The sequence below is a fragment of the Pseudomonas sp. GW456-12-1-14-TSB6 genome (genome assembly GCF_059424205.1).
The window spans coordinates 180,737-199,462 of sequence record NZ_JBWKZE010000009.1 but is presented as its reverse complement, the minus strand read 5'-3'; the positions used below and the strand labels follow the sequence as shown (position 1 = coordinate 199,462).

The 18,726-nt window shown below is 59.2% G+C and carries 17 protein-coding genes; 5 read left to right on the top strand and 12 right to left on the bottom strand.

Going from position 1 to position 18,726, the window contains the following annotated elements; genetic code table 11:
- Positions 1-126: 126 nt before the first annotated feature.
- The 5 genes from AC07Y2_RS11205 to AC07Y2_RS11185 form a co-directional block, all read right to left on the bottom strand.
- Complete coding sequence (locus AC07Y2_RS11205) at positions 127-1,524, bottom strand: hypothetical protein (protein WP_103387054.1); 1,398 nt, start codon at positions 1,522-1,524, stop codon at positions 127-129.
- A gap of 483 nt (positions 1,525-2,007) precedes the next feature.
- Positions 2,008-5,685 (bottom strand): hypothetical protein, encoded by a 3,678-nt coding sequence (locus AC07Y2_RS11200; protein WP_103387053.1) that lies wholly within the window; start codon positions 5,683-5,685, stop codon positions 2,008-2,010.
- A gap of 196 nt (positions 5,686-5,881) precedes the next feature.
- Positions 5,882-6,511 carry a LysE family translocator gene (locus AC07Y2_RS11195; RefSeq protein ID WP_074687599.1) on the bottom strand — a complete coding sequence of 210 codons (630 nt, stop codon included), beginning with the start codon at positions 6,509-6,511 and terminating at the stop codon, positions 5,882-5,884.
- A gap of 87 nt (positions 6,512-6,598) precedes the next feature.
- The gene (locus tag AC07Y2_RS11190) at positions 6,599-7,948 is read right to left on the bottom strand and encodes an NCS2 family permease (protein WP_039769903.1); all 1,350 of its coding nucleotides are present in this window, start codon (positions 7,946-7,948) and stop codon (positions 6,599-6,601) included.
- A 196-nt stretch (positions 7,949-8,144) separates the two neighbouring features.
- On the bottom strand, positions 8,145-8,588 hold the full coding sequence (locus AC07Y2_RS11185; RefSeq protein WP_039769905.1) for a MarR family winged helix-turn-helix transcriptional regulator: 444 nt from the start codon (positions 8,586-8,588) through the stop codon (positions 8,145-8,147).
- An 82-nt stretch (positions 8,589-8,670) separates the two neighbouring features.
- On the opposite strand from AC07Y2_RS11185, the gene AC07Y2_RS11180 reads away from it, so the two are divergent.
- Positions 8,671-9,837 carry an aminotransferase-like domain-containing protein gene (locus tag AC07Y2_RS11180; protein WP_103387052.1) on the top strand — a complete coding sequence of 389 codons (1,167 nt, stop codon included), beginning with the start codon at positions 8,671-8,673 and terminating at the stop codon, positions 9,835-9,837.
- A 32-nt stretch (positions 9,838-9,869) separates the two neighbouring features.
- Here the strand turns inward: AC07Y2_RS11180 and AC07Y2_RS11175 are convergent, their stop codons facing one another.
- The 5 genes from AC07Y2_RS11175 to AC07Y2_RS11155 form a co-directional block, all read right to left on the bottom strand.
- Positions 9,870-10,241, bottom strand: a complete 372-nt coding sequence (locus AC07Y2_RS11175; protein WP_064594616.1) for a glutaredoxin family protein — start codon at positions 10,239-10,241, stop codon at positions 9,870-9,872.
- 101 nt (positions 10,242-10,342) lie between these two features.
- On the bottom strand, positions 10,343-10,888 hold the full coding sequence (gene folE / locus AC07Y2_RS11170) for a GTP cyclohydrolase I FolE (RefSeq protein WP_003204506.1): 546 nt from the start codon (positions 10,886-10,888) through the stop codon (positions 10,343-10,345).
- A gap of 77 nt (positions 10,889-10,965) precedes the next feature.
- Entirely contained in the window at positions 10,966-11,523 is a 558-nt protein-coding gene (locus AC07Y2_RS11165; protein WP_039769915.1) for a Smr/MutS family protein, read from the bottom strand.
- A 73-nt stretch (positions 11,524-11,596) separates the two neighbouring features.
- Positions 11,597-11,917: a hypothetical protein gene (locus AC07Y2_RS11160; RefSeq protein WP_007960009.1), complete on the bottom strand. Its 321-nt coding sequence runs from the start codon at positions 11,915-11,917 to the stop codon at positions 11,597-11,599.
- 131 nt (positions 11,918-12,048) lie between these two features.
- Entirely contained in the window at positions 12,049-12,639 is a 591-nt protein-coding gene (locus AC07Y2_RS11155; RefSeq protein WP_011333204.1) for a cysteine hydrolase family protein, read from the bottom strand.
- Positions 12,640-12,878: 239 nt separating this feature from the next.
- On the opposite strand from AC07Y2_RS11155, the gene prmB reads away from it, so the two are divergent.
- Positions 12,879-13,787, top strand: a complete 909-nt coding sequence (gene prmB / locus AC07Y2_RS11150; RefSeq protein WP_103387051.1) for a 50S ribosomal protein L3 N(5)-glutamine methyltransferase — start codon at positions 12,879-12,881, stop codon at positions 13,785-13,787.
- A gap of 42 nt (positions 13,788-13,829) precedes the next feature.
- On the opposite strand, the gene AC07Y2_RS11145 is transcribed toward prmB, so the two are convergent.
- Both AC07Y2_RS11145 and AC07Y2_RS11140 read right to left on the bottom strand, forming a co-directional pair.
- On the bottom strand, positions 13,830-14,621 hold the full coding sequence (locus tag AC07Y2_RS11145; protein ID WP_039769917.1) for a hypothetical protein: 792 nt from the start codon (positions 14,619-14,621) through the stop codon (positions 13,830-13,832).
- A 96-nt stretch (positions 14,622-14,717) separates the two neighbouring features.
- Positions 14,718-15,671, bottom strand: coding sequence for an alpha/beta hydrolase (locus AC07Y2_RS11140; protein ID WP_039769918.1), 954 nt, complete (start codon positions 15,669-15,671; stop codon positions 14,718-14,720).
- Positions 15,672-15,801: 130 nt separating this feature from the next.
- Here AC07Y2_RS11140 and aroC point away from each other — a divergent pair, with 130 nt between their 5' ends.
- From aroC to AC07Y2_RS11125, 3 genes are read left to right on the top strand one after another with little or no spacing between them, the layout of a single operon-like run.
- On the top strand, positions 15,802-16,893 hold the full coding sequence (aroC, locus tag AC07Y2_RS11135; protein WP_103387050.1) for a chorismate synthase: 1,092 nt from the start codon (positions 15,802-15,804) through the stop codon (positions 16,891-16,893).
- A gap of 31 nt (positions 16,894-16,924) precedes the next feature.
- Positions 16,925-18,070 (top strand): MFS transporter, encoded by a 1,146-nt coding sequence (locus tag AC07Y2_RS11130; protein WP_011333208.1) that lies wholly within the window; start codon positions 16,925-16,927, stop codon positions 18,068-18,070.
- Positions 18,067-18,693: a methylthioribulose 1-phosphate dehydratase gene (locus AC07Y2_RS11125; RefSeq protein ID WP_007959997.1), complete on the top strand. Its 627-nt coding sequence runs from the start codon at positions 18,067-18,069 to the stop codon at positions 18,691-18,693. The genes AC07Y2_RS11130 and AC07Y2_RS11125 overlap by 4 nt, the downstream gene beginning before the upstream one ends.
- Positions 18,694-18,726 lie beyond the last annotated feature (33 nt).

Here is an 18,726-nt window from a genome sequence, read left to right as displayed (position 1 = left end):
AAGCAGCTGCCCCCACCGGGAAGCGACTGCGCATATAGCTTCTTTGGTCTTTCGCCCGCTCACACTGCGGGCTTTTTTTGCTTGAAATTCGCCGCAGGCTGGCCTTTGGTCTGACGAAGTTTCATTTTAGAGTCTGGAATTTTCGTCCCTGACAATCACGAAAGTTTGCGGATAAGTCGCCAGCGTTTGCGGTCCTCCTCTGAGCCAGACGACCCTTTTTTCGGCATTTGCCTGAATGACTGCCTGTGCCGCCGATGTGCCGACCTGTTCGCCCAGAGAGACACCCCAGCTCTTCGGGTCGAGATTCAAGGGGAGATGGATTTTTTGACCTCTGATGCGGTGCAGGCTCAAAAAGAACAGAAAATCATGTCCTGGCCGATTGAATACGACGGCGGGAAATGACGTCGAAGGGCTGATGTCGAAGACGTTGTATCCGTTGCGTTTCAGCAGTGCCGCAGTGAAACGTTTCAAGTCCTGGCCCGATTGACTGGGCATGAAGTGACTCCATTCCAGTTTGAATCGGTTGGGGTCGAAATCGAGGCGTTGCAGCGACCCCTCTCCATCAGGTAGCGGCAGCGCCATGAAGCGCGCGTTTTCCGGCTCGAGGGTGATCATCGAGGGCAGCATCAATAACGGGTCCGCAAGCTCGGCTCGCGGGTAGGTGTTGCCGGCTTTCCAGTCGTTGAAGGTTTGGCGCAAGAGAGTCAGTCCGGTGCCGGTTATCCTGTCGGAGCCATTGGCAAGTTCGAACTGACGCTTTGCCACCTGCTGCAGGCAGGTGGCCGACAACTCCGGAAAATGCACGGCAACATAACCTGCAAGCGGTTGCAGGAAGGGCAGTGTGGGATCGATCTCCCAGTGACCGGCGGGAGGTACGCGGATTGCACCGCGAGGCTGTTGCAACAGGTCCGAAGCGAGAACCCTTTCCAGTGATGAATAGTTGTGAATCAGGTGTGTGGGGTTGGTGATGTAAACAATGGGTGTGTCCTCTGCAGGCCCTTGAGGCAACACCATGTATCGTTTGCCATTGATCTGTATATCGTGGGTTGTTCCGGGCGGTGCGTCGATTGCCCACTGCTCCCAGTGGTCGATTGGAGCATCGGGTAGCGGCGCGGGTGAACGAGGAACTGTTGCCGTTGCATCGTCTTTTTCAACGGCAGGCGTTCCTTCGCTCTCTGGTCCAATGTCTTCTTCACGGCGCGCCCGTTTTTCCGGAATGGCAGGCGATTCATCCTGGATATGGCGAGTGAGGATCAGTTGCGAGGGTTCCGCACCAGTACCGCTCTGCGCCTGGACCTGGCGCCACTGAACAGTGCCTTCGATACGCTCCAGAAGCGGGCCGGAAGCGATGAGTTCGTTGGGTAGGCGTGCCCGTATCCGGTTCTGCGTATCCGTACCGACCAGAACCGTTGCACCGTCGATCAGGTCGACATAGTGATAACGTCCGGATGAGCGCAGCCCGGTTTGTACGTCGGGCTGCGGCAGGCGGTCGACAAGTCGGGGAGCCAGAAAATAGGTGGACATGGGGGGCTCTACATTCAGTCGCGTTATCTGCGTATCGCCGGGCAGGTCAATGATCTCGACCGTGGGTGGCTGAGGCTCCGGCAAGTGCACGGAGCGGTCCGAGCGATGGTCAGGCAAAGGCAGTGCATTGTGGCCGTCCGCATGAATGCGGGGTCCCGGAAGCAGATCCGGTGCCGGAATGCGTGAAGTCGGAGGACTGTCGTGGGAGGCTGTGTCTTTGGCGCGGATAGGGCGTTTGGGGCTCATTGATGGATGTGCTCTTGAAATGAACGAGGCGATTGGAAGACCGACAGTGCGGATCATTGAGGGGAAATGATCGTCAGCCCAGACCCGTTCCGGGTAATACATATGTCTATGCGCACGCATTCGTGATGCCGGATCTTTCCAGTGACGTCAGCGCCAATGACTGACCCGAAACGGCCGGAGGTCGCGACCCCCCGGCCGGTCTGTCATGAACGCTGCACACTGATGGAGGCAAAGCCTTCAATTGACGCTGGATTGTCCGGCCAGAAGCCAGGCCAGGTTCTTCGCTCGCTCCAGCCTTGTCGCGTCATCAAGGGACAGATCTCCCCTCAGCTTCGCGCATTGCGCTCGAAGCGTGTGCAGACCCTGGGCGCTGATCGGAGGGGAGTAATCGAGGGCAATCTTTGCTACCACTTCGAACACATTCATCTGATGGGTACAGTGGTTGATCGTCTTCAGGTCGTCGACGTCCACAAGGCGGGAAACATCGGTATCCAATACCCAGCGACGTTGACTCAGGTGATATGAGAGCGCTCCCGGTGTGCCGTCTTTCATCGATATATTGCGCACGGGGAGTTGAGCGCTCGTCGCGGTGGACCATTCGGCAGGCAGAGGTGTGTCGGGATCGTCGGGGGGGATGAAGAACCTGGCATCGATCGATTCTATATAGATGGCCTCAAAGATCAGATCGACTGCATGCACAATCCCCGAAGCCGTGATCACACGTATCTGATCCACCAGATCTTCGCTGTTGTCGTATTCAGGCAGGTGCACGGTGCATTTCCCAATCAGTAACTGATTGTTGGAGAGCGTTATGTCGACGTGACCCAGGGCTGTCGCGTCCAGCTCCCAGGTCGAGGAGAAGGCGAGCCGTTCAGTCGCCGAGGCCATGGCACCGGGAGTGGACAGGCGCAAGGACATGTCATTGCTGAGGTGAACGAGATAGGTCGATCCATTTCCGCTCAGGGTTTCGATGGCGGTCTGGGCGGTCGGGAGCGAGAACCTGACACACCGTGCCTGGTCGCCCAGCGGGTGTGGGGTATTGTCGAGGGGACGCAAATAGAGATGCTCTCCTTCCCGAGGTGTCAGGGTAATCGCCTTCGCCCTTTGCGAATGACCGATACCGTAATTCGATAGATGGTCGTCCGCGATGGGAGGCACGTGCAGGCGATAAGAAACCCCATCGTTCAGGATCAGCACGAATGAGTGATTGAGCATCATGAGAGGGCGGGTCAGGCCATTGTTTATCCGTCCAGGGCTGCGCCACCAGGAGCTGGCAAGATTGTTGATCGACAGGCTTTTCTCACCGAAAAAAAGCTTCAGGTTGCAATTCCTGTACATGATGTTTTTGAGTTCACCTTCCGCGAGGACTTCGATGTTGTAAGTCGCCAGGACATTCGAAAGTTCCGCGCTGGAGAAATCAAGGTACACAGTGGTCAGAAAACTGTTCTTTTGTTCTGTGACCGTCAGAGTGGTGTGCTGGTTGTTTCGTGAAATCCAATAGTGGGTGTTTTTATCCTGAGGGACGGTAATGTCCGAGGAGTGGAGGATGGCCGGGAGCTCGCGCGTGCCTTGCTGCAACATGGAAACCTGAATCTGTGAAGCAGGCGCGTATTGCGAGTCAATAATGATTTCCGGGAGTTCAGGTATCCAGCGGAAGCCATCCCTGGTGATGAACGTCAGCTTTCCCCCCCTCAGTTTTTGTGTTCGATTGTCAGTCCAGTCGTAAAGATTGGTCAGGCGCACGTATCTTTTTTTGTCGTCATCGAGATCGAACCCCGAAGTGACGATCAAGTCTGCATTTTTGATTTCCCAGCTTTCAATCAGATCCGATCGCCAGTCCAGCACGATGAAACTCTCGTCTGTACCTTCCTCGTGAATCACTACGTTGCCGGGTAAATGGGAAAGCGCATAAGTGTCTTTGCCGGGGCCGCCACGAATTGATGCAAAGGGGCTGAGCACGTAGATCTGGTCATCGCCGGCTCCGGCATCGACATGATCCTTGCCACGAGCCTTGATGATGTTTGGCCCGTCGGTACCGATCACCTCGTTGTTCGATCCTGCAAGGGTGTCGATGTTCTCGATATTGCGCAGCATGCTGTGCAGAATCAGTCCGTCTGCTTTATCCGGTTCGACCTTTACAAACATCTCGCCTTGCTTCAGATCGATTTTGTAGCCAAAGCGCTCTTCGTGTCCGGCAGGAAACGTTCCGGTCAGTTTCAGGCTGTCGCTTCCCGCGCCTCCATCCAGTTCGCCGATCAGGCCGGAATGGTCTTTTGTTTGCAGCAGATCGGCGGCCCCCTCAAAGACGAATTCGTCATCCTGTTTGCCTCCGTCCAGAAACTTCGGACCCAGCCTGTAATAGAAGTTGTTGGGTTTATTCGTCACTCCCTGCACGGTGTCGAAACCTCCACCGAGAAACCAAAGAATGTTCTTGAGTTCCGATGACGCTCCGAGGACGGAGCCTTTGGTCTTTTCCGTGACGCCGGCACGTGCATCGATAGTGTCGTTGTCATCGACGATTCTAGGGCGCTTGATGGTTTTGTACTGCGGGTTTTCCGGGGTCGAGTGGTAGGTGGGGATCTGAATCGACTCGACTTCGACGTGAAATCTGCCGTTGATGACAGCCTCGGTATGGTCTTTCAGATCTTCGTCGAGCAATTTTCTGGCGGAGGCTTGCAGCTGCCGGGCATGTTGAGCGGCGGCCCTGGCAATGATATGGCGATTTTCGACGCTTTCATCCGGGCTGATTCCCCAGAATGCAAACCAGCCTGTGCGCAATCGTTCTTCGGTTGTCAGGGTGATGTAATCGTCGATGTCATCGACCACGTTGATGGCCGCCCAGATACGCGAACCGGCGACCAGCAGCAGGCCAGCCACCAGCCCTATAGGGCCGGCAGAGGAAAAACCGGCCAGAGCCGCGGTGCCCAGCAGTACGGTCATCGCCGCGCTGGTCACACTCAAGCCAGCGTTTACGTAATGATTGACAGCCTCTTTACCCGTGGCTTTGGCTGCTGCATTGAATGAATCCACCGCGCTGATGATATCGAAAGGGAGGGTCAAGGCTCCGCCGATCAAGCCGCCCCCCCGGCCCAGTTTCAATGCAAAGCTGGTGTGTGCGAAGCCCTTGTAGGCGCTTTGTCCGGCCTTGAGCATCTGGGTGGCTTTGTGAGTGACCGCCAGGTCCACTGCAATCGAAGTGATATCTGCTGTATAGGCAGCGCTGTTGAAGATGATCCCGTAGGAATCCTTGTTTTTCACTGCATCCTGGAGCCCGCAAAGTCCACTGTAGATACCAAACGCCTGGAGGCCAATGCCGGTGCCGGCCATGGTGCGGCTTGCGGTACGGTTTGCCCATTTAGGAAGGGGCTCGGACATATGCGCATGTCGAATGTCCAGTTTCTGTGCAGAGACTAGAAGTTGCTTCAACTTGGTCAGATAACCATCGGTGTCGGCGTGGATATCGATATTGTTATTCAGCAGCGTGGGCGACGTCAGCGGTCGTCGGCTGGCAATTTCAAACAGCAGCGCAGTCAGCGAGTAATCATCATCGCTGACGGACGTTTTCATGCGAGCGTTGATTTTAACTGGATCAAACTGCAAACCATCGATGAACTTTCTACTTGGAGTGCGGAAAAAAGTGTTTTTTCCATCCAGAACTTGGCCGTCAAGGGTGGCACCCAATGCGTCGAGAGATCTTCGGGTTATGTAGAAGTTGCCGATCCGAAGAGGACCATATACTTGGTCGACAACTTTTAACTCTGATGTTTTGCGTTTTGATTCAGAAGGTTTCCCGGTATTGCTTTGGTGTTCTTCGAAATCAATCGTGGAGGCGGGTTTGGGGTAGGAAGTTAGTTCAATGTCCGAAATGTCTACTGAATTATGGTTGATGGTGGAGTCGAGTATTAGCGTTGCCATAGAACATCCTTGTTCTTGCGTGGTTATGTATTTACTGCTCCATGGTAGTTAAAGAAATTCAATTTTGTATATCCGCAGGCTATTGCGGTGTGTTGCAGATGGCTTGAGTTGTTGTACTCGAATCAACCGTCGTTTTTTGCTGCCATCCAGAAATTCAATTTATGGTCCTGGATGGCATTATCGATCACTGTGTTATTCAGTGCCCGCTCAACAGTGAAGCAGCTCCGGCACCGCCGAACAATCCGGCGCTGATGCGGTTGAACCAACTCTGGCCCTTGCCGCTGCGCAGATACCGCGCGGCGCCGTGGGCACCGAGGCCGTAGGTCAATTTGCACAGCAGGTCGAGCAACGTCCAGGTGGCGATCATCACCAGCAGTTGCGGCAGGAACGGTTGCTCGGCGCTGAGGAATTGCGGCAGAAATGCGGCGAAAAACAAAATGTCTTTCGGATTGCTCGCGCCCAGCACGAAGGCCCGGCTGAACAATGCGCGGAATTTCGGAACCGGTGCGGCCTGAGGCACTTCGGCCCCCACCGACGGCTGACGCGATTGCTGCCAGCTCTGCCAGGCGAGGTAGAACAGGTAGATCGCGCCGATGATTTTCAGGGCGCTGAACAGTTTTTCGGATGCCAGCAACAGGGCGCCCAGCCCCAGCGCCGAGGCACTGAGCAGGCAGATCGAGGCGAACACGCCGCCAAGGAACGCCGGGTACGAACGGCGCAGACCGTAATTCAGACTGTTGCTGATCATCAGCAACGACAGTGGCCCCGGAATCAGGATCACCACCAGCGCAGCGCCGCTGAACAGCAGCCAGGTTTCCAGACTCATCACTTGCTCCTTTTTATGGTTATCAAGAATGTGCAAAAGCCCCACCCGGTGGGGTGAGGCTGTTTTGAAGCGTAAACCGCGTAGCGCTTACAGGAAGATGAACTTGGCGATGAAGATCGCGCAGAGCACCCACAGGCTGACGGAGATTTCCTTGTATTTACCGGTGCCGGCCTTCAGCGCGACATAGGTAATGAAGCCCAGCGCGATACCGTCGGCGACCGAGAAGGTCAGCGGCATCATGATCGCGGTGACGATGGCCGGAATGCTGTCGGTCGCTTCGTCCCATTCAATGTGCGCCATGCCGCCCATCATCAGCATCGCTACGTAAATCAGTGCGCCGGCGGTGGCATAGGCGGGAATCATGCCGGCCAGCGGTGCAAAGAACATCGCGGCTATAAATAGCACACCCACGGTGACGGCGGTAAGACCAGTCCGACCACCAGCCGCTACACCGGCGGCACTTTCCACGTAGCTGGTGACCGGCGGAACACCGACGACCGCGCCGAAAACGCTGGAGGCGGAGTCGGCTTTCATCGCGCGGGAGAGGTTTTCGATACGCCCGTCAGCGTTCACCAGATTGGCGCGCTGGGCGACGCCCATCAGGGTGCCGGCGGTGTCGAACATGTGTACGAAGAGGAAGGCCAGTACCACGCTGATCATGCTGACGTTGAAGACGCCGGCGACGTTCATGGCCATGAAGGTTGGCGCCAGGCTTGGCGGGGCGGACATGATGCCCTCGTAGTGCACCAGACCAATCCCCCAGCCCGCGAGGGTCACAGTGATGATGCTGATGAGGATCGCGCCGAATACTTTGTGGTAGCTGAGGATCGCGATCATCAGGAAGCAGATGGCGGCGAGCAGCGGGCCGGGTTCACGCAGCGAGCCGAGCTTGATCAGAGTCGCCGGACTATCGACGACGATGCCGGCGGTTTTCAGGCCGATCAGCCCGAGGAACAGACCCACACCGGCGCCCATCGCATAGCGCAGGCTGACCGGGATGCTGTTGAGCAGCCATTCGCGGATCCGCGAAAAGGTCAGGATCATGAACAGCACGCCCGAGACGAACACCGCACCGAGCGCGGTTTCCCAGTTGTAGCCCATGGTGCCGACCACGGTGTAGGTGAAGAACGCGTTGAGGCCCATGCCTGGCGCCAGGCCCACCGGCCAGTTGGCGTAGAGGCCCATCAGCAGGCAGCCCAGCGCGGCGGCGATACAGGTGGCGACGAAGGCTGCACCGTGATCGATCCCGGCATCGGCCATGATGTTCGGGTTGACGAAGATGATGTAGGCCATGGTGATGAAGGTTGTCAGACCGGCAATCAGCTCGGTCTTCACCGTGGTGCCATGCAAGCTGAGTTTGAAGATGCGCTCAAGCAGGCCAGTGCGTAACGGCGGCGAGAGTTCCAGCGTCGATGCTTCGGATTTGCGGCTTTCCACAGCGAGTACTCCTCAAGAGTTTTATTGTTATTTCCAGGACCGGACCCATGAGGGGTGGCAGCAGTCCTTTGAGGCATACGCGAATTTGTTGACCATGCGGTCAGGAACTCGCACGCTGTGGATTATGCTTTTGTGTACAAATAAAGCAAATATTGTTTTTGGTTTTGTAGACGAAAAGACTGGCGATCAAGCTATATCACTCGGTTGGGCGATTGGTTCCCAACGCCAGATTCACCGCCAGCCAGCCGTTGACCGCCGTTTCGCCGGCTTCGGCAAAGACGCGCTCGAGCAATTTCACCTGTTCACGACGCAGCGCCTGTTCAAATTTCGCACCTTCGACGGTCAGCTCCAGCAGGCGTTTACGTTTATCGGTCTCGGACGCAACGCTGTTCACCAGGTGCATTTCCTGCAATTGCCGCAACGGCATGTTCAGCGCCTGCTTGCTGACGCCGAGCAGCGCGAGCAACTCCTTGACGCTCAGGTTCGGATAGCGGGCGATGAAAAACACAATGCGTTGATGCACTCGGGACAAGCCACGACGCTCGAGCATTTCGTCGGCCTTGGCGGTGAACGCCTGATAACCGAAGAAAAACGCTTCCATGGCTTGTTGTTGGCTGGCGCAGTTTTTAAGGTCAAGCATATTGACGTTTCCAGAGAAGGTGTCGTAATTTCAGTCAACAAGTTTGACTCATTTTTCCCATGCCTCGCTAGCGGTGACTTCCATGGCTTTTTCCGAACGTGTCTCGCGCCTCAAAAGTTCTCTGATCCGTGAAATCCTTGCCGCGGCCCAGCGCCCGGAGGTCATGTCCTTCGCCGGGGGCCTGCCTGCTGAAGTCATGTTGCCGAAGGTCGAGTGGGCCGACATGCCGCTGTCTCTCGGCCAGTACGGCATGAGCGAAGGTGAGCCGGCATTGCGCGAAGCGCTGGCAGCAGAGGCGAGGGCGCTGGGTTTGCCGTGTGAGGCGAGTCAGGTGCTGGTAGTCAGTGGTTCCCAGCAGACTCTGGACCTGGCGGCCAAGCTGTACATCGATAAGGGCACCGAAATCCTGCTTGAAGCGCCAACGTATCTGGCGGCGTTGCAGATTTTCCAGCTGTTCGGCGCCGATTGCCTGACCGTGCCGCTGGAGGCTGACGGTCCGAACCTTGCGCAATTGCGTCAGCGTGTGGAGCAGCACCGCCCGGCGTTCATCTATTTGATTCCGACCTTCCAGAACCCGTCCGCTGTGCGCTACAGCGAAGCCAAACGCGCGGCCGTTGCGGCATTGCTCGACGAATTCGGCGTGACCCTGATCGAAGACGAGCCCTATCGCGAGCTGACCTTCGACGGCGGCAGCGCCCAGCCGATTGCCGGACGCCTGAAGAAATCCAGCTGGATCTACACCGGCACCGTGTCGAAAACCCTGTTGCCGGGCCTGCGTGTCGGCTACCTGATCGCCAGCCCGGATCTGTTCCCGCATCTGCTCAAACTCAAGCAGTCGGCGGATCTGCACACCAACCGCATCGGACAGTGGCAGGCATTGCAGTGGATCGGCAGTGAGAAATATCAGCAGCACTTGAGTGAATTGCGCGGCTTCTACCGTCAGCGCCGCGACGCCTTTCAAGCGGCGCTGGAAACCCATTTCGCCGATCTGGCGGACTGGAACACGCCGCAGGGCGGGCTGTTTTTCTGGCTGACTCTGAAGCAACCGCTGGACACCCGCACGTTGCTGAACACCGCGCTGGCCAACGATGTGGCGTTCATGCCCGGGGAGCCGTTCTTCCCCGAGCCGGATCGCAATCCCGGGCATCTGCGCCTGAACTTCAGTCACATCGACCCGGCCCGCCTGGACGAAGGGCTCAAACGCCTGGCAGCGGTGGTGCGCCAGGCCCAGGCCGCGCAGGCGGCATAAAAAAACCGGCCTCAGGCCGGTTTTTTTTTGGTTCAGACCGCGGCGAACCGCTGGTTCAGATATTCGATGATCGTGTTGGACTCATACATCCAGGTGGTCTGGCCGTTCTCTTCGATGCGCAGGCACGGCACTTTGATCTTGCCGCCCTGTTCCAGCAGGGTCTGGCGATCCTGCTCGTTGTTCTTCGCATCCTTCAGGGCCACCGGAACGTTCAGGCGACGCAGGCTGCGGCGGGTCTTCACGCAGAACGGGCAGGCGTGGAACTGATACAGGGTCAGGTTCCTGGCGGCGGCATCAACCTGAGCCTGGGCAGCGGCGGGGCGCTGCTTCTTGCCCGGGCGGGTCAGAAAGTCCACGAAGATGATCAGTTGGCCGAGGCCGACACGAAGCGCTTTGACGAACACGTTACAAGCCTCACAGGGACATTGAAGAAGGCGCGCAGCTTACCCGATTTTTCACGGACGAAAAAAACCCGGCGATCAACGCCGGTTTTTTCTGTCACGCATTACTTGATCAGGCTGAGAAACTCGCTGCGGGTCGCCGCGTTTTCACGGAACTCACCGAGCATCACCGAAGTGATCATCGACGAATTCTGTTTCTCCACACCGCGCATCATCATGCACATGTGCTTGGCCTCGATCACCACGGCCACGCCCAGCGCGCCGGTGACCTGCTGGACCGCATCGGCGATCTGGCGGCTGAGGTTTTCCTGAATCTGCAGGCGACGGGCGTACATGTCGACGATCCGCGCGACCTTCGACAGGCCCAACACTTTGCCGCTCGGGATGTACGCGACGTGGGCCTTGCCGATGAACGGCAGCAGGTGGTGTTCGCACAACGAGTACAGCTCGATGTCCTTGACCAGCACCATTTCGCTGTTGTCGGAGCTGAACAGGGCACCGTTGGTGACCTCTTCGAGCGTCTGTTCATAACCGCGGCAGAGGTACTGCATGGCTTTGGCGGCACGCTTTGGCGTGTCGAGCAGGCCCTCGCGGGAGACGTCCTCGCCCAGTTGGCCGAGAATCGCGGTGTAATTCTGTTCCAGGGACATGAAACTACCTGTGGGGATTTTCGCAAAGGGCAAGGGTACGGTGGCGGACACGACCCTGCAAGTTCGGTGTGACGGGATTATTCGTCGCGGCCTTCCATCATGGTGCGTTTGAGCATCACATACACGGCGCCGGCGCCGCCATGTTTAGCCTGGCACGAGCAGAAACCCAGCACTTGCGCATGCTGGCGCAGCCAGGTGTTGACGTGGCTTTTGATCATCGGCCGCTTGCCGTCCAGGCGCACAGCCTTGCCGTGAGTAACGCGCACGCAGCGGATTTCGAATTTGGTCGCTTCGGCGAGAAACGCCCAGAGGGTTTCGCGGGCTTTTTCTACGCTCATGCCGTGCAGGTCGAGGCTGCCTTCGAACGGGATCTGCCCGATCTTGAGCTTGCGCATCTGGCTTTCCTGCACGCCGTCGCGGGCCCACATCAGCTCGTCTTCGGGACCTACGTCAATCACGAACTGATCGGACAGGCCGTCAACGGTGGTGGTGTCGGTGCGCACGGTGGCGGACTGGCGCAGCTTGGCGATCCGGTCTCGGTCAGCCTTGGGTTTGCCGGTGTCGGCGCGGTCGTGCTTGATCGGCTTGACGCCTTGGATCGCACTTTTGAACAGGGAAAAATCGTCGTCTTGCATGTCAGCCTCCGCGAAGGGCGGCCAGTTTACCCAAACAGACACAAAACGGCCCGGCAAAAAGCCAGGCCGTCGATCAATCGTGTTTTTTCATCAGGTGCGGGGACATGTTCAATTCCCGCGATTGCCGTGCGCGACGCCGGCAACGACGCCACAGGGCCACGCCGAAATACAGGAACAGCAGGCCGACTGCGAGAATGATCGCCGAGCCGAGCGGTGTTGCGTTCAGGTCGCCGAGCGCCGGTGGGCGCCCCAGCAGGCTGGCGGCCCCGGCCATCGCCAGCAGCACGCCGAACGTCGCCAGTATGGCCGCGATCGCCGCGCCGAATCGAAATCGCCAGTTGCTTTGGCCTTTGGGCCGCAAGCGGCGTGCGTCAAATCCATCGGATAACTTCATTCCGACCTTCCTCAATGGGTATCGGCCCTTCGACCGGGAGTTGACCGGGTTGTTCCTGAGGCTAGGGTAATTGAAGCAAATGCGAGGTTTTTGCAGATGAGCGGCGGGCTGAGCCGCTCATTTACGGAAGATCAGATCAGATCCTGGGTCAGGGCGAGGGTAGCGAAGTTGTCAGCCATGATCGCCATTTCCGCTTCCTGCACCTGTTCGGCGCTGAGCACGCGGCCCTTGAATGGCAGATCGCGGGTGGCACAGGCATCTTCGACGAGGGTGCAGCGGAAACCCAGGTTCTTCGCCGCGCGCACGGTGGTGCTGACGCTGGAATGGCTCATGAAACCGCAGACGATCAGGTCCAGCGAGCCGATGGTTTGCAGACGATCGTAGAGTTCGGTGCCGTGAAAGGCGCTCGGCAGCAACTTGCCGATGATGGTTTCATCGCCCTGGGGTTCCAGGCCGGGGATGAACTCGCCGCGTTCGCCCTGCGGGTCGAACAGACCGCCGACGGTGCCGAGGTGGCGCACGTGCACGATCGGCCGGCCGGCCGCGCGGGCGGCGGCAACCAGTTGTTTGATGTTCGCGACAGCCGCGTCCATGCCGCTCAGGGCCAGCGGGCCGCTGAGGTACTCTTTCTGGGCATCGATGATGACCACGGTGGCATGGCTCAACGTGGCCGCTGCGTAACCGCGACCGCTGAGTTGAAACATCGTTTTTGGAACGGACATTCTGGGGCTCCTTCGGGTGGGGCTTTTGCGACATTGTCCTCTGGCTGAGCGGTTCTGTGAATCGCTACCATCGTAGACACCGTCGTTGCTGGCCTGCAGCCTTGTCAAGTTACACGATCTGTTCAATAGCCGAGGGGAAAATCGGAAGAGTCCTACCGTCGCCCCGGAATCTTTCCTGCGTCGTCGCGGCGCGTTTTGGCTGCTAGAATCGCCAGTCGTTTTTTCTGGAGTTCTGCCCCGTGATCACTTCCCGACTTCGTACCCTGCGCGACCACATTCGTTGGGCCGTCAGCCGCTTCCATGGGGAGGATCTGTTTTTCGGCCATGGCACCGACAATGCCTGGGACGAAGCCCGGCAGCTAGTGCTCGGTGCCTTGCACCTGCCGTGGGAAATCGCCGACAGCTATCTGGATTGCGCGCTGGAGGACGACGAGCTGGTCAATCTTCAGCGCCTGCTCAAGCGCCGCATCGAAGAGCGCATTCCGACCGCTTATCTGCTGGGCGAAGCCTGGTTCTGCGGCATGTCGTTCATCGTCGATGAGCGCGTGCTGATCCCGCGCTCGCCGATTGGCGAACTGATCGAAAACCGTTTTGCCCCATGGATCGGCGACGAGCCGGCGCGGATTCTCGACCTGTGCACCGGCTCCGGTTGCATCGGCATCGCGTGCGCCTACGAGTTCCAGAACGCCGAAGTGGTGCTGGCGGATCTGTCGTTCGAAGCGCTGGAAGTGGCGAACCAGAACATCGAGCGTCATGGCGTCGATGAGCGGGTGTTCACGGTGCAGGGCGATGGTTTCGATGGTCTGCCGGGTCAACGTTTCGACCTGATCGTGTCGAACCCGCCCTACGTCGATGCGGAAGATTTCGCCGACATGCCGGACGAATATCAGCACGAGCCGGAACTGGGCCTGGCCTGCGGCGATGACGGTTTGAACCTGGTACGCCGGATGCTCGCCGAAGCGGCGGCTCACCTGACCGAGAAGGGTTTGCTGATTGTCGAGGTGGGCAACAGCCAGGTCCACGTCGAGGCGCTGTACCCGGAAGTCGATTTCGCCTGGCTGGAGTTCGAGCGCGGCGGGCACGGCGTGTTCATGCTGACCGCCGAACAGTGCCGCGCCCATCAGGCACTGTTCGCTTCCCGCGTCTGACCTGAACCGATCGTTCCCACCTCGGTGGGAACGATCATGGTCTTAGCGGTGCGTTGCAATCCAGATCAGCAACCCGGCCTGAAACACCGCAAACGCCACCAGACAGGTAATGGTGAAACGCAACCCGGCGTCTTCACGTTTGAACTTGCTGACCTTGTCTTCCTGCTTCTTCAGCTTCACTTCCTGCTCGGCCAGATTCTGCTCGGCCTGCTGCAGCATTTGCGCAGCTTCGAGAATTTCGACGATCTGCAGCTTTTCGCTGTTCCAGTCGCCCAGCAAGTCACCGACCTTTACTTCCTTGACGCTGCCCTTCAAATGCTGGGCGTCGGCGTAAACCACATCAAAGCCGTGCACCCGCAGAAAGTGATCGCGGCGCAGGCGAGTGTCTTCGTTCAGCGCGTCCTTGTTGTTCAAGTCCATGCCGTCGACGGTGTAGGTGGGCCAGCGTTTTTTCGCCCAGTTGATGCCCTGGGCAGCCATGAAACGGCCGATGCCACGGTTCATAGGTTCGATCTGCAAACCGCTGTCCGGGCCGAAGTGCACGCGTTTGGTCGTGTGATCGACCCACACGTCCAGGTGATTCTGTTCTTTACGCACGCGCTGAGCGGGCAACTTGATCGCCATGCGCATCAGGCTGTGTTCTTTGCCGTTGCGCTCGGCGTAACCGAATTCAACGAAGCGCAGTGGCCGCCCGCCGGTATTGCGGTCGGTCTGCAACGGCGCCAGGCGGAGCATCTTGTGGTGCTCGACGTGGACATCCGCCCATGGCAGCTCGACCGCTGGCGGTGCGTCTTTTTCAGCGGTGGTGTCGGTTGAAGTCTGGGTATCAGTCATAACGGCGAGATCCTGTCCAAGCTGCTTGCCGCCAGCCAGTACGCTGGCGACAAAGGCTTATCGGCCGTTTTCTACAGGACTAGAGGGTAAAAGAGCTCAACGGGTGCGAAGTCCGTCAATAAACTCAAGCACGCGTGTCCCCAGTTCCGCCGCCAAGGGCAAATTCGGGTCCTTGTAGGAGGCCAGTTGCCGCTTCACGTCATTGGGCACGATGCGCAACACGTGGTTCATGCCTTCGATCAGCGCCAGTTGCGCATCCGGTTTGGCGGCCTTGAGCAATTTCGCATCATCGACCTGGACCTGAATATCGTTGCTGCCTTGCACGATCAGCGCCGGCATTTGCAGTTGAGCGAAGGCCGCCGCCGGATCCTGACGGAACAGCGAAATCAGATACGGCTGCACACTCGGACGGAAAATCACCTGCAACGGCGCCGGCACATTGTCGTCGGTGCGCCCGGCCTTGAGGCTGTCGAGCAATTCGTTGCTGCGCAGCATCAAAGGAGGAGGGAGGCTGCGGGCCAGTTGCCGGCGCAGCACCTGATCAATGGGCCGGGCTGTGCCAGAGAGAGAGATCACCGCAGCGGCGTCCACCTTCGGCGCCGCCAGGCTGGCGATCAATGCACCTTCGCTGTGGCCCAGCAAAATCAATGGACCGAAGCGCGGATCGGCTTTCAGCTTCTGACCCCAGGCCACGGCGTCCGCCACGTAGGCTTCCACCGACAGGTTTCGCTCGTCCGGAGTCGCCGCCAGGCTGGCGGCCACGCCGCGCTTGTCGAAGCGCACACTGGCGATATTGTGTTTGGCCAGCACCCAGGCCAGTCGCTTGAGGCTGTCATTGCGTCCACCGTCGGGGTTGTTTCCGTCACGATCGGTAGGACCCGAGCCGGAAAGGATCAGGACAACCGGCACGGGGTTGTCGGATTTCGGCAGCAACAGCGAACCGAAAAGTTCGCCGTTGTCAGTCGTCAACGTGACCGGTCGTTGCAGGACAGTCGCCTGGACGAAGCCGGTAAACAGGGAAAGGCTCAAGATCAAAACTCGCAGCATCATCACGCCATCATTTGCCAAGGTGCCGGTTGGACTCACCCACACCGCTAAGGTTCGAGGATGAACTACTCGGTTAGCCTGCGTATACTGGCGCGCATCACGAATCTGGGTTCGATTTCACGGAGCGTCCTGCATGTCCGGCAATACCTACGGCAAGCTGTTCACTGTCACCACCGCGGGCGAAAGCCATGGTCCGGCGTTGGTCGCCATTGTCGACGGCTGCCCGCCGGGCCTGGAGATTTCCCTTGAAGACCTGCAACGCGACCTTGACCGTCGCAAGCCGGGCACCAGCCGCCACACCACCCAGCGCCAGGAAGCCGACGAAGTCGAAATCCTCTCCGGCGTGTTCGAGGGCCGCACCACCGGTTGCTCCATCGGCCTGCTGATCCGCAACACCGACCAGAAGTCCAAGGACTACTCGGCGATCAAGGACCTGTTCCGCCCGGCCCACGCCGACTACACCTACCACCACAAATACGGCGAGCGCGACTATCGCGGCGGCGGTCGCAGCTCCGCGCGGGAAACCGCCATGCGCGTCGCGGCCGGCGCCATCGCCAAGAAGTACCTGGCCAGCCAGGGCATCGTCATTCGCGGCTACATGAGCCAGCTCGGCCCGATCGAAATCCCGTTCAAGACCTGGGAATCGGTCGAGCAGAACGCCTTCTTCAGCCCGGACCCCGACAAAGTGCCGGAGCTGGAAGCCTACATGGACCAGTTGCGCCGCGATCAGGACTCCGTCGGCGCCAGGATCACCGTGGTTGCCGAAGGTGTGATGCCGGGCCTGGGCGAGCCGATCTTCGACCGTCTCGACGCCGAACTGGCCCATGCGCTGATGAGCATCAACGCGGTCAAAGGCGTGGAAATCGGCGCCGGTTTCGCCTGCGTCGCCCAGCGTGGCACCGAGCACCGCGATGAAATGGCTCCGGAAGGCTTCCTCAGCAACAACGCCGGCGGCATTCTCGGCGGGATCTCCTCGGGTCAGCCGATCGTTGCGCACCTGGCGTTGAAGCCGACTTCGAGCATCACCACCCCGGGCCGTTCGATCGACATCGACGGCAATCCGGTCGACGTGATCACCAAGGGCCGTCACGATCCGTGCGTCGGCATCCGCGCCACGCCGATTGCCGAGGCGATGATGGCCATCGTGCTGATGGATCACCTGCTGCGTCACCGTGGCCAGAATGCCGATGTGCGCGTGAGCACCCCGGTGCTGGGCCAGCTCTGATGGGTCAACTCACTGCCGCTGCGGTCTGAGCGTGGCGGCGCTCCCGTACTGGCGGCTGTCCAGTTTCTATCTGTTCTATTTCGCCTTGCTCGGTTCGACGGCGCCGTTTCTGGCGCTGTACTTCGATCACCTCGGTTTCAGTGCCGCTCGGATCGGCGAGCTGGTGGCGATCCCAATGCTGATGCGCTGCGTGGCGCCGAACATCTGGGGCTGGCTCGGCGATTACACCGGCAGGCGCCTGGCCATCGTGCGCTTTGGCGCGGTGTGCACGCTGCTGACGTTCTCATTGATTTTCGTCAGCAAGACCTACGCCTGGCTGGCGATGGTCATGGCCTTGCATGCGTTCTTCTGGCACGCGGTGCTGCCGCAGTTCGAAGTCATCACCCTCGCGCATTTGCAGGGCCAGACCTCCCGCTACAGTCAGATTCGCCTGTGGGGCTCGATCGGTTTCATCATCACCGTGGTCGCCCTCGGTCGCCTGTTCGAGTGGCTCAGCCTCGATATCTACCCGGCGGCGCTGGTGTTGATCATGGCCGGCATCGTCCTCAGCAGCCTGTGGGTGCCGAATGCGCAGCCACCTCAGGGCAACCGGCCGACAGGCGAGGGCTTTCTCAAGCAGTTGCGCAATCCTGGGGTGTTGGCGTTCTACGGTTGCGTGGCGCTGATGCAGATGAGCCACGGGCCGTATTACACGTTTTTGACCCTGCACCTCGAGCGACTGGGCTACAGCCGTGGCGTGATCGGCATGCTCTGGGCGGTCGGCGTGGTGGCGGAAGTGCTGATGTTCATGGCCATGAGCCGGATCCTCGCGCGTTTTTCCCTGCGGCGGGTGCTGATGGCGAGTTTTCTGCTGGCGGCGCTGCGCTGGTTGCTGCTAGGTTCGTTCGCCGAGTTCCTGTGGGTCTTGCTGTTTGCCCAGGTGCTGCACGCGGCGACGTTCGGCAGCTTTCATGCGGCTGCCATCGCGTTCGTGCAACGTAGCTTCGGCGCGCGCCAGCAAGGGCAGGGCCAGGCGTTGTATGCCGCGCTGGCCGGCACCGGCGGTGCGCTCGGCGCTTTGTATTCCGGTTACAGCTGGAATGCCCTCGGCGCGACATTGACCTTTAGTATTGCCAGTCTCGCAGCGCTCGCCGCTGCCGTTATCATTGCCATTCGAATGCAAGAGGACAGGCCATGAGCCTTACCCGTGAACAGCTTGCCCAGCAAATTGTCGACGCCGGGCGTTTTCTTTATGGTCGCGGCTGGTCGCCGGCCACCAGCAGCAATTACTCGACGCGCCTGTCGCCGAGCGAAGCGCTGCTGACCGTGTCCGGCAAGCACAAGGGCCAGTTGGGCCTGGACGACGTGCTCGCCACCGACCTGTCCGGCAACAGTCTTGAGCCCGGCAAAAAACCGTCCGCCGAAACCCTGCTGCACACCCAGCTCTACAGCTGGCGTCCGGAAATCGGCGCGGTGCTGCACACCCACTCGGTGAACGCCACGGTGCTGTCGCGCCTGACGCCGCAAGATTTCATCGAGTTCGAAGACTACGAACTGCAAAAAGCCTTCAGCGGCATTTCGACCCACGAGTCCCGGGTGCGCGTGCCGATCTTCGACAACGATCAGGACATTGCGCGCCTCGCCGCCAAGGTGCAGCCTTGGCTCGACGCCCATCCCGATTGCGTCGGTTATCTGATTCGCGGCCACGGCCTCTACACTTGGGGCGCGCAGATGAGCGACGCGTTGCGCCAGATCGAGGCCTTTGAATTCCTGTTTGAATGCGAGTTGAAGACCCGCAGCGTCATGAACCGCCAAGGCTGACTTCACCAGAACCAGCCCATTTGCCTGATGAAT